12 protein-coding genes and 1 pseudogene are annotated in these 17288 nt (G+C 44.7%); all 13 read right to left on the reverse strand.

The genetic code is table 11. The features are described 5' to 3' along the window. Positions 1-199, reverse strand: a pseudogene (locus G590_RS0116370) (IS5/IS1182 family transposase); the annotation flags it as partial. Positions 200-378: 179 nt separating this feature from the next. Then, positions 379-843 carry an Hsp20/alpha crystallin family protein gene (locus G590_RS0116375; RefSeq protein ID WP_022766735.1) on the reverse strand — a complete coding sequence of 155 codons (465 nt, stop codon included), beginning with the start codon at positions 841-843 and terminating at the stop codon, positions 379-381. 218 nt (positions 844-1061) lie between these two features. Next, positions 1062-1955 (reverse strand): hypothetical protein, encoded by an 894-nt coding sequence (locus G590_RS0116380; protein ID WP_022766736.1) that lies wholly within the window; start codon positions 1953-1955, stop codon positions 1062-1064. A gap of 119 nt (positions 1956-2074) precedes the next feature. Further along, positions 2075-3853 (reverse strand): EAL domain-containing protein, encoded by a 1779-nt coding sequence (locus G590_RS0116385; protein ID WP_022766737.1) that lies wholly within the window; start codon positions 3851-3853, stop codon positions 2075-2077. Positions 3854-3974: 121 nt separating this feature from the next. Then, entirely contained in the window at positions 3975-5906 is a 1932-nt protein-coding gene (locus tag G590_RS0116390; protein WP_022766738.1) for a hypothetical protein, read from the reverse strand. Beyond that, positions 5903-7498: an ion channel gene (locus tag G590_RS0116395; protein WP_022766739.1), complete on the reverse strand. Its 1596-nt coding sequence runs from the start codon at positions 7496-7498 to the stop codon at positions 5903-5905. Before G590_RS0116395 ends, G590_RS0116390 begins: the two co-directional genes overlap by 4 nt. A gap of 93 nt (positions 7499-7591) precedes the next feature. After that, positions 7592-8335 (reverse strand): spermidine synthase, encoded by a 744-nt coding sequence (locus G590_RS0116400; RefSeq protein ID WP_022766740.1) that lies wholly within the window; start codon positions 8333-8335, stop codon positions 7592-7594. Position 8336: 1 nt separating this feature from the next. Beyond that, positions 8337-8846, reverse strand: coding sequence for a cupin domain-containing protein (locus G590_RS19975; RefSeq protein ID WP_022766741.1), 510 nt, complete (start codon positions 8844-8846; stop codon positions 8337-8339). A gap of 155 nt (positions 8847-9001) precedes the next feature. Continuing rightward, positions 9002-11296, reverse strand: a complete 2295-nt coding sequence (locus G590_RS0116410) for a glycoside hydrolase family 31 protein (RefSeq protein ID WP_022766742.1) — start codon at positions 11294-11296, stop codon at positions 9002-9004. Between the two features lie 17 nt (positions 11297-11313). Further along, a complete protein-coding gene (locus G590_RS19980) occupies positions 11314-13158 on the reverse strand; it encodes an alpha-amylase family glycosyl hydrolase (protein WP_022766743.1) in 1845 nt (614 codons plus the stop codon). Positions 13159-13181: 23 nt separating this feature from the next. After that, positions 13182-14444 carry a sugar ABC transporter permease gene (locus tag G590_RS0116420; RefSeq protein WP_022766744.1) on the reverse strand — a complete coding sequence of 421 codons (1263 nt, stop codon included), beginning with the start codon at positions 14442-14444 and terminating at the stop codon, positions 13182-13184. Continuing rightward, the gene (locus G590_RS0116425; RefSeq protein ID WP_022766745.1) at positions 14444-15805 is read right to left on the reverse strand and encodes a carbohydrate ABC transporter permease; all 1362 of its coding nucleotides are present in this window, start codon (positions 15803-15805) and stop codon (positions 14444-14446) included. The genes G590_RS0116420 and G590_RS0116425 overlap by 1 nt, the downstream gene beginning before the upstream one ends. A gap of 65 nt (positions 15806-15870) precedes the next feature. Next, positions 15871-17172, reverse strand: a complete 1302-nt coding sequence (locus G590_RS0116430) for an extracellular solute-binding protein (RefSeq protein WP_022766746.1) — start codon at positions 17170-17172, stop codon at positions 15871-15873. Positions 17173-17288 lie beyond the last annotated feature (116 nt).

Raw genomic sequence — 17288 nt, forward strand, 5'->3', positions numbered from 1 at the left:
ATGGGATTTTTATGAGAGTGACAGGATCCATGCTGGGCCTGCCCATGTCGGATGAATACTTATCTTCAACAAGGTCATATATAAATGACCAGTCAATGGCTTTATCGATAAGACGTAGCATGTGGTCCTGGGGAACCAGGTCATCCATGCTCACAAACTGCATCTGTTCGCGTTTTCTTTCGGTATTAGAAGTCATCATAAAGGCAATCCCCATTCCCAACTTTGATACTTCTATTATACCAGAAAAAGTGCCTCAATCCCAGATAAATACTGGGTTCATGACACTTTTACAAAGAAAAATCCACGGCGAATGCCGTGGACTTTGTCTACAGTCTGAGCCCCCACCGTATGGTGAGGGCTATTAGCACATTTATTCAGTTATCCTTCGATTGCTATCAGATTCTTTTCAGGAATCTTTTTATCAATGGCCTTCTTGGGCACTGTCAGTGTAAGTACGCCATGTCTGTAGGTTGCCTCGATATCCTCTTTTTCTACATTCTCGCCTATGTAGAAGCTCCTTGTCATGGATCCTGCGTACCTCTCCTGGCGGATCAGTTTGCCTTTCTTGTCGTTCTCATCACGATCAAGGCCTTTGGCAGCGTTGATGGTGAGATATCCGTTATCCAGTTCTACTGTTATCTCCTCTTTCTTGAAGCCCGGAAGATCAATTGATACCTCGTAATTATCATCCTTCTCACGGATATCGGTCTTCATCATACGACCGGCCTTACGACCGTAGAGCTTGCGCTCCATGCCATGTTCCATGTCTTCGAATTCCTTCATGTAAGGGAATCCAAACAGATCATCGATAAAATTCTCTTCAAAAATACTAGGTGTTAACATAATGCTTACCTCCTTTGCACATAAACAATTGGTTAACTGTTAATGAGCATTGGGACGGAGGGTTTAGATCACAGGAAACTGTAAGTCCTAATGGTCTTCTCTGTTCCTTTGTTCTATAATCACTATAACACCATGATTAGCACTCGTCAACCAAGAGTGCTAATTTGGATAAAAAGAGCTTGTATAAAGCAATACAAATTTAATCATCCTCTTAAAACCTACTCACACAGAGCCTCAAAGAACTCCACCAGCGCCTGATGACCTGATTCGTATCCTTCCGGATATTTCTCGGCTCCGGATGACATTATCCATCTGTTGTTTTCATATCCTGCAAGCAGCGAAAATCCCTGATCTTCTACGGAATAATTCTTTTCTTCATCAAAGCCGTCCCATTTATAGATCTCTTTTTCACTTATCAGGTTCTCAAGCTTTTGAACAACCGATATATCTACAGTTTTCTTCGTTTCCAGACCTTCACCACTCACTTCGAATTCCACTGATCCTGTCTTATTCTTTGTAAGATAGTATGTCTTTTTTCCACATTCCGGAGTTTTATATGTATATATGAAATACTCGATGTTTCCTATAACGCCGGGATTTTCCTGTGCAAAAGACACATCATAATTGTCACAAAGTTTTTCAAAGAAAGCTGTAAGCGCCTTATGACCTTCATTATAGGATGATGGCTCTTTTCCATAACCATGTGCAGACAAAATTCTGCCATCAGAATATCCGGCCGCCAGTGAGAAGCCGTACCCATCCATCAAGCCATTGTCACTTTTGTTAAATCCATTCCAGGTATAAATTCTGCTTTCATTGACAATTTCGGTAAGCTCATCCAGACAGGAGGAATCAACGTAGGTATAGATATCCAGATCGACTCCGTTTCCACCTGTTGCTGTAAAAGCCACCGTACCGTCATACCGGCGCACTAACTCATAGGTGTAGTAGCCCCCAAAGTAGCTTCCGTAGTCATAATAGAATGCTGTAATGTCACCTTCCGGCTCTTTGGCCAGCCTATTTCCGGAGGAGCTGAAATTCCACAGAACAAGCAAGAAAACTATACAGGCAATCACACCCCCAAGTATCAAAAACTTTTTCTTATCATACATATGCAAGACCTCGCTTTGTCTCTTTATAAAGTATACACATAAAGAAGCGAAATTGTTGCGGTTATACAAAAAATGGTCCCTTGCCTCCGTCCCCAGGGACCAAAAAAGGAGCCGGCGGATTAACGCCAGCTCTTTTCACGTTCAATTCTTTCATTCTTCGATTCCCACTTTGGAATGGGAATGTTCTTATGTAGTCTGTCAAGAATAGTGTCCAGGCTCTCAGGAATATGATAAAAGTAGCCCTGCCCGAGTTCGCAGCCTGCATCCAGGAGGAACTGCCTTTGCTCTTCGGTCTCCATTCCTTCGCAAAGGGTATGGATTCCCAGCTTGTGAGCAATATCGATCATCCCCTTGATGATGACCTTGTTGGCTCCGTTACGGGCATCCATGTTCATCAGAAGATTCATATCAAACTTGATAAGGTCTATGTCAAAATTGCTGAAAACATTAAGAGATGAATATCCGCTTCCGAAATCGTCCACCCAGAGTTTATAGCCACTTTCCCTTATCTTGGCGAGCTGCTCATAGAATGCATCTGTAGCCGTAGCCAGTCCCTGCTCAGTGATCTCAATTATAAAATAGCTCTTGTCTATGCCATACTGGTCGATATTGTACTCATCGTAAATTCTGTTGAGTTCCCCGACAACATCTATATAGTCAAAGTCCTGCCTAGAAAAATTGATAGAAACAGGTAATAGCGGAAGCCCTTCGTCATAGCGGATTTTAACTTCCTTACATACCGTTTCAAACATATAAAGATCCATCTCATGGGTAAGATGATACTTATCAAGGGCAGGTATAAAATCATCCGGCCTCACCATTCCATAGACAGGATCCACCCACCTTGCCAGAGCTTCAAATCCCATACCGTTGCCGGATTCTATGCGCAAAAAGCACTGGTAAAAGACCTTTATCCAGCCCTCTTCCATAGCCTTATCAAAGTTCTCGACTATATATCTCTGATGATTGTATAAAGTATCATCTTCTGCCGTATAGAATCTGTAAAACTTGTTCAGATCCTCACCAACCAGTTTATTTGCTCTGATAGCATGATCAAGAGCTTCAGTATATGAAACTCCCTCATTGCCCACATAAACTCCGATATTTAATCCCGTTGTTGTACCATAAGCCCTGATCTTGATCTTTGAATTTATATCTTCAATTTTGCTTATTATGTCTTCTTCGCCACTATATTCATCGATAACAGCAAAATGATCGGAGACAATACGCACAACTATACCGTGAGTAAACTCTTCCATAAGAATATTGGCGACCAGGATCAAGAGATCATCGCCTTTTTCGAATCCATATCTCCTGTTGTAGGACTGCATGGAATCTATATCAAGATAAAGAACCACCGGTATTTTACCTCTGGCGGTAATTTCCTGAATCTTGCTGTCTCCGTTCTTGTTAACGTAATTGATGTTCGGAAGACTGGTCAGGCTGTCAAAATAAAACTCATCCTTCTGAAACAGCTTATACCTATTGGATATTTCCAGAAGTGTATCCTCATGCTTTTGAACATCATGGTAAACGATGAAGGCCAGATCTGTTCCATCCTCCATTTTTTGCCAATATCCGATAGAGTGAATAAGATGATATCCCACATCTCTTCTGGCTCTAAAAGTAACGTCATACTCAGTTTTCTTGTCAAGGAAATCGTGGCTGATCGCACGGAGTTTATCCCTTTCACTTGGATGAACTCTTGCGAACAGGCCTTCTTTTAGTCTGCCACCGTAATATCCGTACCAGTCTTCTCTGGATGCGCCATAGTAATTAATAAAGCCATCAGAAATAGCAAGTGGCTCATAATCGCCGCTTGCTGAAGGTCCCATAACGATCATCGGAACTTTGAGACTCTCATATGATTTTTTTATCTCATCAGGGAAAATGTACAAAGGTTTCTCCTTACTCCCAACTTAATCATTTAATCATACAAGACCATTGTACATGCAGACGATAACAAACAACTAAAATATTGATAAACTTTAAGTTAATTTTTCCTTGCATCCTTTGGAATCAAAGTGAACTGATGACTTCTAATACCGTAAGGACAGCCTCACGATCCATTTCTTTGTAATCAACCATTTTCGGATTGCCGGTGCGCTGCCTGAGTTTATTTTCTCTCTCAGAAAGCTCATCAAGCGCATCCCAATCTATAAGACAGGCGTGATGGCGCAGTACCATGTCTTTTCCGACAGAAAGACGCGGAGCGTCGCCCTCTCCTGACTGTTTCCAGGCTTCCAGCTTGCTGACATAATCTTCAGCTCGCTTGCTCCATTCCTCACGGCTCATGTCGCAAAACTCCATGGAATAATGGAACGCACACCATCTCCGGTGCTCTGACTTGGCCAGATTTTCAAGTGTTTCGGGATTTAAATCGTTCTTATCCTTAATACCCAGCTTTTTAAACAGCGCTGACAGATAATCTGCACTGGCACGACTGCTCATTCTGCTGTAGTAATCGCAGTTCATCCAGTTCTGATCAGCAGATCCCTGATTGCCAAGATAATGATGGTTGATCTGTTTGGCAATCTCGTCCATAGCTCCGCCGTAGATGAATTCGGCATCCTGCAGATAATATGACTCTGCCTCTCCTTCCAGCCGCTGGTAGATTACTCCAGACCTTGAACAACGCGCGATTGGCAGCAAGTTACCGGCTCTTTTCAAAAGAGCTAACAGTTCATTTGCAATTTCTCTGCTCTCACGTTCCACTCCGACAGCTACAACTATGTAATCAAGCTCTTTTGCATGTTTTCTGACAAAATTGTAGGACTCAGCACTCTGCGCAGCATACGGATGGAAGCTGACATCATACTGCTCCAGCATAGTGGCATAGCGCTCTTTAAAGAATCCCGCGCGGATATCATTCTGCGGGTCAAAGACATGAACATGGAGGGTACTTCCCTCAAACTGGCCATTTGCAATGATCTTACGCAAAATCTCCTGTCCGGTCCTGCCAAAGCCATAGATAAGCACATTCAGATTGTTTTTGGCACGTCCTTCATCGTCAAAGGCCATCACATCACACAGCGGGAATTTCTGCATCAAAAGTCTTGCTACCAGCTCTTCGCACTCAAACACTTTGACGAAGCCGTAGCCGTATCTTTCGCCCTTTGCCAGAAGAACTGCACCATCAAGCTCCTCCTGTCCAAGCAGAACGAGAGAAGTCTGATGCGGCTTTATTCCGTTTTTCTTAAGGCAGTCCCTTAGATCAAGCGCAAATGTGAGATTGCTGTTAATATCTTCCGATAAAGCGCTTAAAGCAAGCCTTCCGCGGCCTTTCTTGACTGACAGCTTTTTAAGCAGCTCTTTTCCCGGCTTCTGAGCCCATTTCTCTTCCAGCAGAATGGATTTCATCTGCCTGATTGCATTTCGCTGCTCCGCGCCGGCTTTCCCCACAAACACAACCTGAGTTCCGCGTTTCTCCGACAGAACTCTTCCGATTGCAAGTGATGTATCATTGACTCCGTAGATAAGCTCTATGTCACTTACCATATTCAGCAAAAGACGGAGTCTGCGGACCATTCCTTCTCCGAGAGCCAGTATGGCTGCACTTGCCATTGAATAGTACGCCAGAAAATGCACCAGCCAATAAAAGAATGTACACACCTCCAGCGGAATCTTCAACAGTCCCTGCGCAATACCAACTATCTGCTCCATCGGGCCGTTGACACCGACAAACATCCTTCCTACTGCTATAAGTGTGGGCAGGATTGCCATCATTGGACTCTCTGAATTAACGGCAGCCATTTCAACATAATAACTGCTATAGAAAAAGATTCCACCGATCACGGCGATAAAGAAGGATATTCCGGTTATTCTTTTGCGGCTCTCAACCCCCAGTGCCAGATATATTACAAGCCCGGCAAACATAACCAGGGATAGCACCAGCACCAATAAATGCATGCCGGTAATACCATTAAATAAAATTGAATTGTTATTGATCAAAGTGTCTCCTCCCCCAGAGCAGCGGCCAGTTCTTCAAGCACTTCCCAGGACGATTCATCTAGTTTTTTCTCTTCGTAGCTCAATTCTTCAAACGGTACTAATAAAGGATGCAGACGCATCTCATTGTCTCTTTTTTCATTATACTTCCAGTTATTAAGATAGTGGAAGCGGCACCAGCGCTCATGTTCAAGCCACCAGCATTTCTCTTTCTCATCATCTGACAGGCTCTTATACTTATCACCGGCTTTTTTACAAAGATCTTTAGTGATATTTGCGGTATCGGCATCAGGAATAAGCAGACCAACCTTGATCCTCAGATGCTCTGCAGAAGCAATGCTTGAAGCACGCTTCCAGCCGGACAGTTCATCCCATGTGCTGCCCTTTCCGGTTTTCTGACGATACAGCTCATTTAACATGATGGCTGTGCGGTCAATACCATTCTCCATAACGAGATCTCTTGTAAGCAGCTCATCATCTGCGCCGAAACAAATTGTGCCTTCAGGAGCAGTTTCAGAGCGGACATAAATCCCGGCTCTCGTAGGGAAATAATGCATGAGTTCAGCCGCCATAGTGGCATTTTTCGTCATATCGTCGCTGCAGATTATTATACGATCCGCACGGGCGAGCAGGTCATTATCATCGTTCCAAGCTCTCTTTTCAAAAATGACGCAGTCCCTGTCTTTGGTTGCTTCATCTACTGCTACTGCTTCCTTAAGAGATGAGTGGTCACGTCTAAAGTTGTCCCAATCCCCAAAAACATGATATTCAACAGTGTGATTAGGCGGAAACACATTGATGATCAGTGCTTTTTCAAGCATCTGCGCTGCAAAGTGTCCGTCTCCTATCAGAACTACCGTCTTTTCTTGTGCCCTTAAAGGGTTGCGTCTGAAATAGCTTCTGGCCGTGAGATCGCCACAGTCAAGAAGTTTAAGTTTTCGTGGAAAATCAGTAGAACAGGCATCGTTCTCGCAAGTTACATCGATTGGAAAATCATTACCTGCATCATTTATCAGATTCTTGCCGATATTGATGTTGCTCCAGCCGTCTTCGCCCAGAATAAACACGTGACAAGGCTGCAGTCCCGGGCACTTTTTAACCACCGCATCAAGACTGCTATCTACTACCAGAATATGTTTGAGCCCTTCCAGCAGATCATCGGAAAGGACCTTGTTTTCTCCAAGGAAAATCCATGCAGCTTCCGGCTCTTTTTGAGCAATAGACATAGCCAGACCGCATGAACGTGAATCATATGTATTAAATATATACCACGGTCTTTTGCGATTTCTCCGCATCCAGTAAACCGGCAACAACCTTCCGTAAAACACTGAGATAACAATACCAATGATCCAGGCCATGATACCGGCACTCATGATCATAAGTATTGCTCCAATAAATCTTCCTACAGGAGTTACCGGCGCTATATCACCATAGCCTACCGTGGTAAGCGTCGCCATCAGATACCAGATAGCATCAAATGCATTTCCAAATCCTGATGCCTCATCTTCAACATGCAGAAGTGAAGCCAAAAGAACAACATATAATAATATGAGTGATATTATAATGATCGCAATTCGATTACGTTTAAACTTCATCTATAGATACTCCCAACTCTACTTTTTCAAATAATTGCTGTATTTCCCCATATACTACAATACCAAATAGAGGGCTAAAATCAAACTATCGGCTCACAATTTTCTGTCTGATGCCAGAATTATGCAGTTCCATTTCTGTGGGCAAATGATTAAACTGGTGTTTCTGTATATCTGCCTAAGGATTGCCTGACAGAAATGTGTCTGCATAGAAACCACGCCCGGCTTCTCATTGAGCATATTTATCGCAAGTATTCCGTCATCGGATGTCATCTGATATGCCAGCTTGAGTGTACCTTCCGAGAGAAGGCTCTTTGACGCCTTGTTTCCGTCAAAAGCATCAAAAATGATGAAATCATATTTATTATAGTTGCTGTCAACGCCGCATGCCGCCAGCTCTTTTGCCTTATTGGCGATAAATGCTGCTCCGTCGTCGACAACTGCCTTGATCCGGTCGCTTTCTTCAAAGAAGAAGTACTTTATGGCAAGCTCTACCATCTTTTGATCTTTTTCAACAACAGTCATCTGCCCATCCGGAACACAGTTAAGGAAGTATCCGGGAAAAGACATTCCGCCTCCACCGATGAGAAGTGCCCTGTTGAGCCCATCATATTTAAGAGATATCTCTTTTAACGTCTGCATATAGTAAAACAGCGGGTCCCGGTCGCTTCTCTCATCGAGATATATCCCCGATTCTCTTATTCCATCATATGTAAGAAGCCTTACAGGCCTTCCGTTCTCCATACTGTCCGTTATTTCTATATGTCCGTCTTCTGATCTGTACAGGATCTGCGGGACAAAAGAGAGCCTTAGCTTCTGAAACATTGTTAACTTCTGCATTTTAGGTCTCCTGTCGGATTGTTTTGGATTTTATATCCTCCGCTGTATAGGCCAGATGTTCTATCTTTTCATACTCTGAAGGGCACAATGTCCGGATCTCATCCGAATCAACCAACCTGAATCCATCGTACGTAAATTTAGGAGTCGTCGCACATGACATGAAGCAGTAGCTGCTTTTGTCCAGGTTCTCAGCAGCAAAGATGGCACCTTTGGGAATGATCGCCATAGCTGTCTGCCCCTCTCCCATGCCTATAATAGACTCAGAGACTCTCCCATCAACTATCAGCGTGATCTTCAGTGCGCCTCCCTCATGGTGATACCAAATCTCATCGCAGTCGATCTGATGAAAATGAGATATATCTCCGCCTTCAAGAAGGAAATATATACTTCCCATAAAAGCCCGCTTATCATGCGCAAACAGAGAAGTGTAAACCTCTGCAAACCAGCCACCCTCCGGATGCCGCTCAAGTGAATACTTCCTGATAAGTTCCTCTGCTCTTGCCATCTTCATCTGCTCCTCCAGTCTTTGCCTGTTCCTTACATGTTAGCAAATTCAGGCGAGTTTTTCACTTACAATCCGTTTACCTGTCTATCTGCCAAAATGACCCCTTACCCCCGTCCCCAGGGACCAAAAAAGGATGCAAGGCGAACTTGCATCCTGATTGGTTAATCTTCAAATATTTCTTCGATGGCGTCCTTCAGGACTTCGGAGATGTCAGCACCGGACAGCCATGCAAGGAAATCGGTGTCGTTCATGCGACTTAGAGCGCCAAATACCATGTCCTTCACAAGGTTGCTGATCCAGGCTCTGTCGAGAAGCTTAAAGACTTCCTCTTTGTGGTTGTTTCCGGCAAGCTTAATGCCTGTTACTTCGGCAAAAGAGCCTTTGGAAGCATCAACATCCTTAAGCTCCATCACAATTTCTTCCCCCTCGGAAGAAACCGCACCAAGGACTTTTACCTTATAATTCCTCTTATCCGGAACAAGCGATAGATCGCCAGCTACCGGATTGACAGTAAACTTCAATGTATCGCCCTCGCAGGATACCTCGAAAAGAGTTGTTGCAAACTTACCGCCAAGGTAATCCATGCTGCTTCCGTCGTCTTCGTAGAGCTCGTACTTACCGTCAGCACCGGCTACAACTAAAATCTCCATATCTTTAGGATTGGCCGTTGTGTTGCTGCGGTCGTCGGTTGCCAGAGGAAGAATACCTCCCTCCTTCATCAGTACGGGAATTGAAGCTATATCTCTATAGAGCTTTCTTCTCTTGCCGCCGCGGTACACTCTGCCCGTGAGGATATCAACATATCTTCCCTCAGGGATAAGCATATTCACGCAGCCGAGCCTTAATCCCTCGTCAGCAGGCGCTGTAATCGCACCAACTATAAGGTTTTCTCCATATCCGTACTCAGATCTCACGGAATATGCATCCTCACACTCCGGATTGTCGTAGTACATGGGCCTTACAAGAGGCTTATCATCTTTGTAAGCCCTGTAATTCTCAGTGTAGAGATACGGGATCAGTCTGTGCCTGAGTCGTAGGAAATTCTGCATAACTGTGTGATACGGCTCCTCGACTGTCCATGGCTCCTTGTTAAAGAAGGGGCTGCTGGTACTGTGAAGTCTCATGATCGGTGAAAATACGCCGTACTGGATCCATCTGATGAGTCGTTCGTTGCTCTTATCCCCCATCATATGGCCGCCTATATCATGGCTCCACCAGCCATAGCCTATGTTGCTGGCATTAGCGGTGAAGAAAGGCTGGAAATCCAGGCTCTTCCATGTACACACGGTATCTCCGGAAAATCCTACAGGATATCTGTGGCTTCCCGGTCCTGCGTATCTGGAGAATATCATCGGTCTGATATTCCTGCCCTCCTGGTCCTTGTAATGATAGTGATTGAGCAGGATCAGCGGATCCACATCCCCGGCTTTCCTGCCGGTTCCCTGTTGCCAGTCAATCCACCAGAAGTCCACTCCGTCCTCCTCGTAGGGATGCATGATCTTGTCAAAATAAGCATCTCTGAAGGCCGGATCTTCAAAGTCAAACTCCACTGTGGACTCTGTCGCAGGATCCACGCCCATTGATGATGCCACCTCTTTATACATATCTTCAAATGCCCTGACTCCGTCTGCGGGATGAAGGTTCAGTGTCACAGCAAGTCCGCTCTCATGCACATGCTTTAAAAATCTCTTATAATCCGGGAACAGCTCTTTATTCCAGGTATGTCCAGTCCAGCCTGAGCCGTATTTGGGATCGACCTCGGTAACGTGCCAGTCCATATCAATAACTGCCACAGCAAGAGGAATCTGCTCTTTTTCAAAGTTCTCAAGCACCTTGTTGTAAGACTCCTCAGTATATCTGTAGTATCTGCTCCACCAGTTGCCCAGTGCATATCGCGGGATCATAGGTGTCTTTCCGCAAAGTGCATAGAAATCCTTAAGTCCCCCGTAGAAATCCCTGCCATATCCAAAGAAATAAAGATCAAGGGAATCAGCCTGTCTCTGCACAAACTTCCCATCCCTGTTGTCATCGTCATATACAATAACAGGGCTTGAGGAGTCATTTATTACAGCATAGCCGTCTCTTCCGAAAATTCCGGCTTCCAGCTCGCACCCTCCGTCTTTGTTGTCGAGGGTTCTGGCTGTTCCTCTCATATTTCTGCCACTGCCTGTATTATCATGACTGTAATGCCAGGTGGTTCCAAAGCTCTTTAGCTCCACAGAAAGGCCATAGGACGAGAATTCCTCCTCGTTGTACTTAAGAAGAAGCTCATCGGTTTCCACATATAGAAACCCATCCTCATGCCTCATGCTCTTTATATCGCACTGCAAATCCCTGTTTGCCACCATCATTGTAAGACGGTCTTCAAACTTTCCGTTTTCGCTGTATTCAAGCCTTATCAGTCTGTCTGTCAAAACGCAGATCCTGTACTTGTCGCCGCATACCATGTAATTCATTACGTTCTCTCCCAAATTTAATCCAGTTTTATGATATATGCTCCGCACGCCGGAACCTTTATCGTCATATCTCCGTTTTCACATTTTGCGTCAAAAGACCTGCCAAATTCATCCACGTCTCCCAAAGCCCCGTTCGCTCCGATCTCCCAGAGAGGAACAGTCACATCTCTGTCCTCATCTTCCATTGAGATGATTCCGAGATATCTTTCACCGTTTAAAAATCTTGCAACGGCAAGGATACGACCATCGGCCAAAAGAACCTTTCTTCCGCCCTTTGCAAAGGCAGAAACAGTTCTTCTCAGCTCGATCATTCTTCTGTATAATTCATAACGTGCGTTATCTTTATCCTCAGCTCTGTACCAGGGCATAGGATATCTGCATCCGGCATCGCTTACGGTATGTCCGTCAATACCGAGCTCATCGCCGTAGTACACACAGGGAATTCCGGTGAACAGAAGGTATGAAAGAACCACACCCCTGTATTTCTCATCCGTGATCTCCTCATAATTATGGACTCTGGAGACATCATGTGAGTCAAAAAGATTCATCTGACAGTCAGCCACTGCCTGTGGAAGGAAGTTATAGTGATCATCGCTTCTCTTTACCACATCTTCGGCAGTCATGACATATTTTGCCTTCATGATGGTCTCGTTTCTCTGTAAAAAGAGATCCGGAAGTCCCGCAAACTGCCTGATCACTCGCCCGTATCCGTAGTAATTCATCGGTGTGTTCCAAAGATCGCCCTGAAGATACTCATAACAGTCGCCCCAGTGCTCTCCGATTATGAAAGCATCGCGTTTTTCCTGCCTGATGGCATCGCATATTTCTCGCCAGACCTCATCAGCAACCTGGACATCATCGTTTCTGCCAAGGACATCAGCCACGTCAAAGCGCCATCCATCGATATTGTAGGGAGGACGAAGCCATTTTCTTAAGACACTGTCCCTATTTCTGTAGATCAGATCCCTTAATTCTTCGTTGCGATAGTCCATGAAGGGAAGGCTCTTTACTCCTGCCCAGCCCTTAAGTGACCCGTCTGAATCCTTAAAGTAGAACTCTCTCTTTGTCCTTGTCCACTCGTGTTCACTGCCGGTGTGGTTCACCGAGATATCCAGGATCAGCTTCATGTCATTTTTGTGAAGCTCATCAGAAAGCTCGGCAAGAGCCTCGTCTCCGCCAAAGTGCGGATCAACATGAAAATAATCTATGCAGTCGTACTTATGAGTAGAATATGCAGTAAATATCGGGTTCAGATAAATTGCAGTAACGCCAAGTTCCTTGAGATACGGGATCTTGTCTTTTACCCCTTTAAGATCTCCTCCGAAGAAATCCATGCCCCACGACTCTTCCACAGGGAGAGGCGCCATATTCCAGTCGGGCATCCTGATGCATTTACGTCCGAAATACTCGTATTCACCGTCCTTTACATCATTTGATTCATCTCCGTTGCAGAATCTCTCGGGAAATATCTGGTAAAAAACTGCGCCGTCAACCCAGTCGGGTTTGACATAGTCTGTTCTGATAATAAAATCATGCCTGTAGTCCGGGACATAAGTCTGAACTCCGGCCTGTGTGTAGAAATACGCTGCTTTTTCCGTAACCAGTACGAAATGGTACTGAAGAACAGGCTCATTAAGCACCGTCCTTGCACTGTAATAATCAAGTCCGCCTTCACTGTGATCCAATTCCATAGGAATATAGGTCTCAGCACCGTTAACTATCCTCCAGAGCAGAACATCGCTGACCGGCGCTCCGCTCATAAAGCTTAAGCTTATCGTTATCTCTTTTCCCAGAGCAGGCGCAGGATCGCTGACATAGCCTTCCGTTCCGTCGCTGTATATACTTTTAGTCCAATCTCTCATCAAAAACCTCGTAAAAACCTGATTTAACCTTTAACTGAACCTGACAGACCCTCAACATAGAATCTCTGAAGCCAGATAAACAGTATAACTATAGGCACCGCAATAACAACGGCTCCTGCTGCAAACTGTGTGTAGTATGAGTCAATTCTTCTGAAGTCTGTCATCCAGAAAAGACCTACAGCAACAGTGTAAGAACTCTGTCTGTCACCAAAGAGCAGTCTTGGGAAGATGTAGTCCGACCATGCTCCAAGGAATGTACCAAGCACCTGATATACAATGATGGACTTGGACAGAGGAATGGTGATCCTTGTAAATATCTGAAGTCGTGAAGCGCCGTCAATGATGGCAGCTTCGTCAATGGCCTTGGGAATAGTATCAAAGTAGCCCTTTGTTATGTGATATCCCATAGCTGCGCCTGCAGCACCTACAACGATAAGGGCTCCGATACTCTGGTTAAGTCCAAGGCCCTTTAAGATGTTGTACAAAGCTACCATTGACATGAAGCCGGGGAACATTCCGATGATCATAAGAATGTTCATGAACTGCTTTCTTCCGCTGAATCTGGTGCGGCTGAGAATAAATGCAGTTCCAAGCACGATCAGAGTGTTTAATACGCATCCGCATACCGCAACGATCATGGTGTTAACCCACCATTTTCCGAAGGGAACCGCTGAATTGTGGAACAGATCGTAGAAGTTCTTAAGCGTCAGGTGCTTGGGGAAGAAATATCCCACATAGTAGCCCTGCTCTGCACGGAGCGCTGTCAGAAGGATCCAGAGGATCGGGAACATCCACATTACTCCGAGAATCGTGAGTACAATGTAACCTACATTTATCTCTGCAAGCTTCATGATGTAAACAAGGCTGCAGTATGCTGTGATAATTCCGATCCAGAAGCCGATTCCTGCGCTCTTTAAAAGGAAATTGTCCTCAATTCCGCCCTCTTCAAGGATGAGCTTTAATGCAAAAAGAAGCGTTGTCCAAAAGAAAGTTGCAAATATCTGAACAAACATCCATGCCTTTACGATCTTTACACCGGTCCTGAAGTATGAAACAAGTCCGAGAACCAGAGAAACTACTGTAAGTACTACTGCAAAATACAGGAAGAATGATACAGCAGCTGTTTTATCGGCAGACAAAAGAGCTATCGCCGTGCTGACCATGTTCTTTCCGCCCGCATCTTTGCTTGTAAATGGGAGCAGCAGTGCAATAAAGCTCAGTACTACTGCCACAAAGGCCTTAAGGAGGTATTCTGTTTTAAGTCCTATAACTGTCTTATTATTCATTATTGGAAGCCCTCCTCATTCTTCATGGATCCCGATCTCTGGAATGTTATCAGCGTGAATGTGGCTGAAATGATAAAGATAAGGATACCGATGGTAGCTGCCAGGTTGTAGTCGTTGGTATCAGCCGTCAGCTTGTACAGCCATGTAACCAGAAGGTCTGTCTTTCCGGCGCCCTTGTAGTAATCAAGCGTCATTGGGCCACCACCTGTCAGGAAGTAAATAGCACTGAAGTTGTTAAAGTTACCGATCAGATTTGCAATCAGATAAGGTGTTGTAACAAACAACATGTAAGGGAAAGTGATCTTTCTGAAGATCACAAAGGGGCTTGCCCCGTCAATTCTGGCGCTCTCGTAAAGCTCCGCAGGGATGTTCATAAGGATACCGCTGACCATCAGCATGGTAACCGGTACACCGATCCAGAAATTGACTAAAATAACCGAAACTCTTGCGTAACTTGCCTGTGTAAGGAATGGAACCGCAGAAGCTGTCCAGCCCCACTTTTGAATGAGTACATTGAAGATACCCTTCTCCCCAAGCATGGTTCCTACTACCTTCAGTGAGATAAATGCAGGAATACCCATTGTTACTACAAAGATTGTTCTCCAGAATTTCTTGAACTCAATTCCTTTTGAATTGATGATCATTGCAAGTATCATGCCGCCAAAGTAGCAGCTGAAAGTAGCAAAGATTCCCCAGATAAAAGTCCAGCCGAGAACAGGCCAGAATGTCTGTGAAAGCTTATCACTCGACATAAGGAGTGTTTTAAAGTTTTCAAGCTGAACCCAGTCAAAGAGATGTCCCGGGGGCTGATGTTCGTTATCATAGTTGGTAAACGCCATGAGGATCATGTAGATCAGAGGCGTAAACGTAAATATTAAAAGTCCTACTACAGGTATTGCAAGAAGCAGGAAATGAATATTCTCATTAGTTAATGACTTAACGTCTTCGATAAAATTGTTAACGTGATGTCCGTGATCATGATTGAATCTGGCATTTTCTCCCGAAGAAATTGAGAACAGCCATATAGCTACAAAACAGATTGTGACAACGATAGCAACTACTCCGGTAAGGAGAATGATCATTGAGTTGTCACCTGCCTGCATCTCATAGATGCCGAGTGCCTCATTGTAGGCCATACCCTGTTCATGCTCGCCCAGGGTTGCAAGACCGTGTAAAAGATCTATTCCGGTAGTAAACAAAAAAATGAAGTAACATACCTCAAGCAAAAGGAACAGAAGTCCCTTCACAACCTGACCATATCTGATATTTGCAAGTCCGCAAAAGATATAGCTGAGTTTGGAAAAGATGTCACCCCTTGTAAAAGTCGTGATAAAATTTCTGCGCTTATACTCTTTATCCATCTTAAGCTCCCTATATAGTATTATCGGGGCTGCAGATGCAGCCCCGATAAAGAAACTGTTTCAGATTATTCTGAAAGTGTTCCTGTGATGCTGTCTACAAGTGCATCAAGCTTTTCCTGTGCATTTGCTTTTGTGATCTCGCCTGAAACAACGCCCTCACCAAATGCCTGTGCAGGTGTCCAGTAATCACCCATCTTGGAGATTGAAGGCTGGTTTGTAGCCTTTGAAGCCTGTGCATTGAGTGCTGCTGCTACCTCATCGTTTGCAATATCTGAAGAAGATGCAAGTGAGTTGAGTACAGGAACATCACCCTGATTCTTGTATCTTGTAAGGCTGTTCTCAGGATTTGCAAGGAATACTGCAAGCTGCTGAGCTGCAAGAGGGTAAGCTGTTGTTGACTTAACTGTGATAGTCTTGAAATCAACGAAGTTTGAAAGCTGTACTTCCTTGCCACCGATGTTGGCTGTAGGAAGAGCTACTGCACCGAGCTTATCGCCGAGAGACTCTCTGTAAGAAGGAGCGCTCCAAGCACCGTCTGTGATAGCTGCAAGGTTACCTTCCTTGAACTCTGCTCCGCCAACGCCGTCCTTGTTCTCAAGGTATTTAGGGTTGCCTGCAAGATCAATGATGTACTCTGCTGCTGCAAGACCTGTCTCATTGTTCCATGAGCACTCTGAAGGATCTTTTCCGTCAGGTCCGAAGAGTGTGCATCCTGCGCCGAGGAAGAAGCTCTCGATGTACCATGAATTTGTGATATTTGTACTGAAGTTGTACTTAGCACCTGTGTCCTTAGCAAGGATTGTCTCAAGGCTCTTAACATCATCTGCTGTAAGAAGGTCCTTGTTGTAATACATAAAGTATGTATTAGGTGAGAAAGGTGCTGCATATGTAAGACCGTCTACTGTTACAGCTGTAAGTGCGCTCTCAGGAAGGTCTGATGCTATTGTCTCGAAATCCTTTGTGATAGGAAGCAGAAGTCCCTTGTTAACAAGGTCTGCAACTCCGCCTGAAGGAGTATAGAAAATATCTGCTGCTGTATCAGGATCTGTATTGAGCTGCTGAGGTGCCTCATCGATACCTACAACTGCAATCTCATAAGTGATATTGAATTCATCGTGAAGATCATCGAATGCCTTTACTGCTGCATCTGTGTCTTCAACTGCCTCTTCAGGAACCCAGATCTTAAGTGAAACATCCTGTGTCTCAACAGGTGCTGCAGCATTTGAATCAGCCTGTGCTGTCTGTGTTGCTGTTGTGTTGTCTGTCTGTGCCTGTGCGCCGCCCTGTGCGTCGCTTCCACATCCTACAAGAGCAGATGCTGCAAGTACTCCGCTCATAAGTAGTGCGCTTAACTTTTTCATCTTCATTTACGTAATCCTCCTTTAAACTATCCCCCAATGCAATGGGTTCTTTGTATTGGTTAATCGCTTTACGTAGACTATAAACCAACGGCCACCGTGGGTCAATCCCTCGGTGGCCGTTT

The sequence above is a fragment of the Butyrivibrio sp. XPD2006 genome (assembly GCF_000420865.1).
Taxonomy (GTDB): Bacteria; Bacillota; Clostridia; order Lachnospirales; family Lachnospiraceae; genus Butyrivibrio.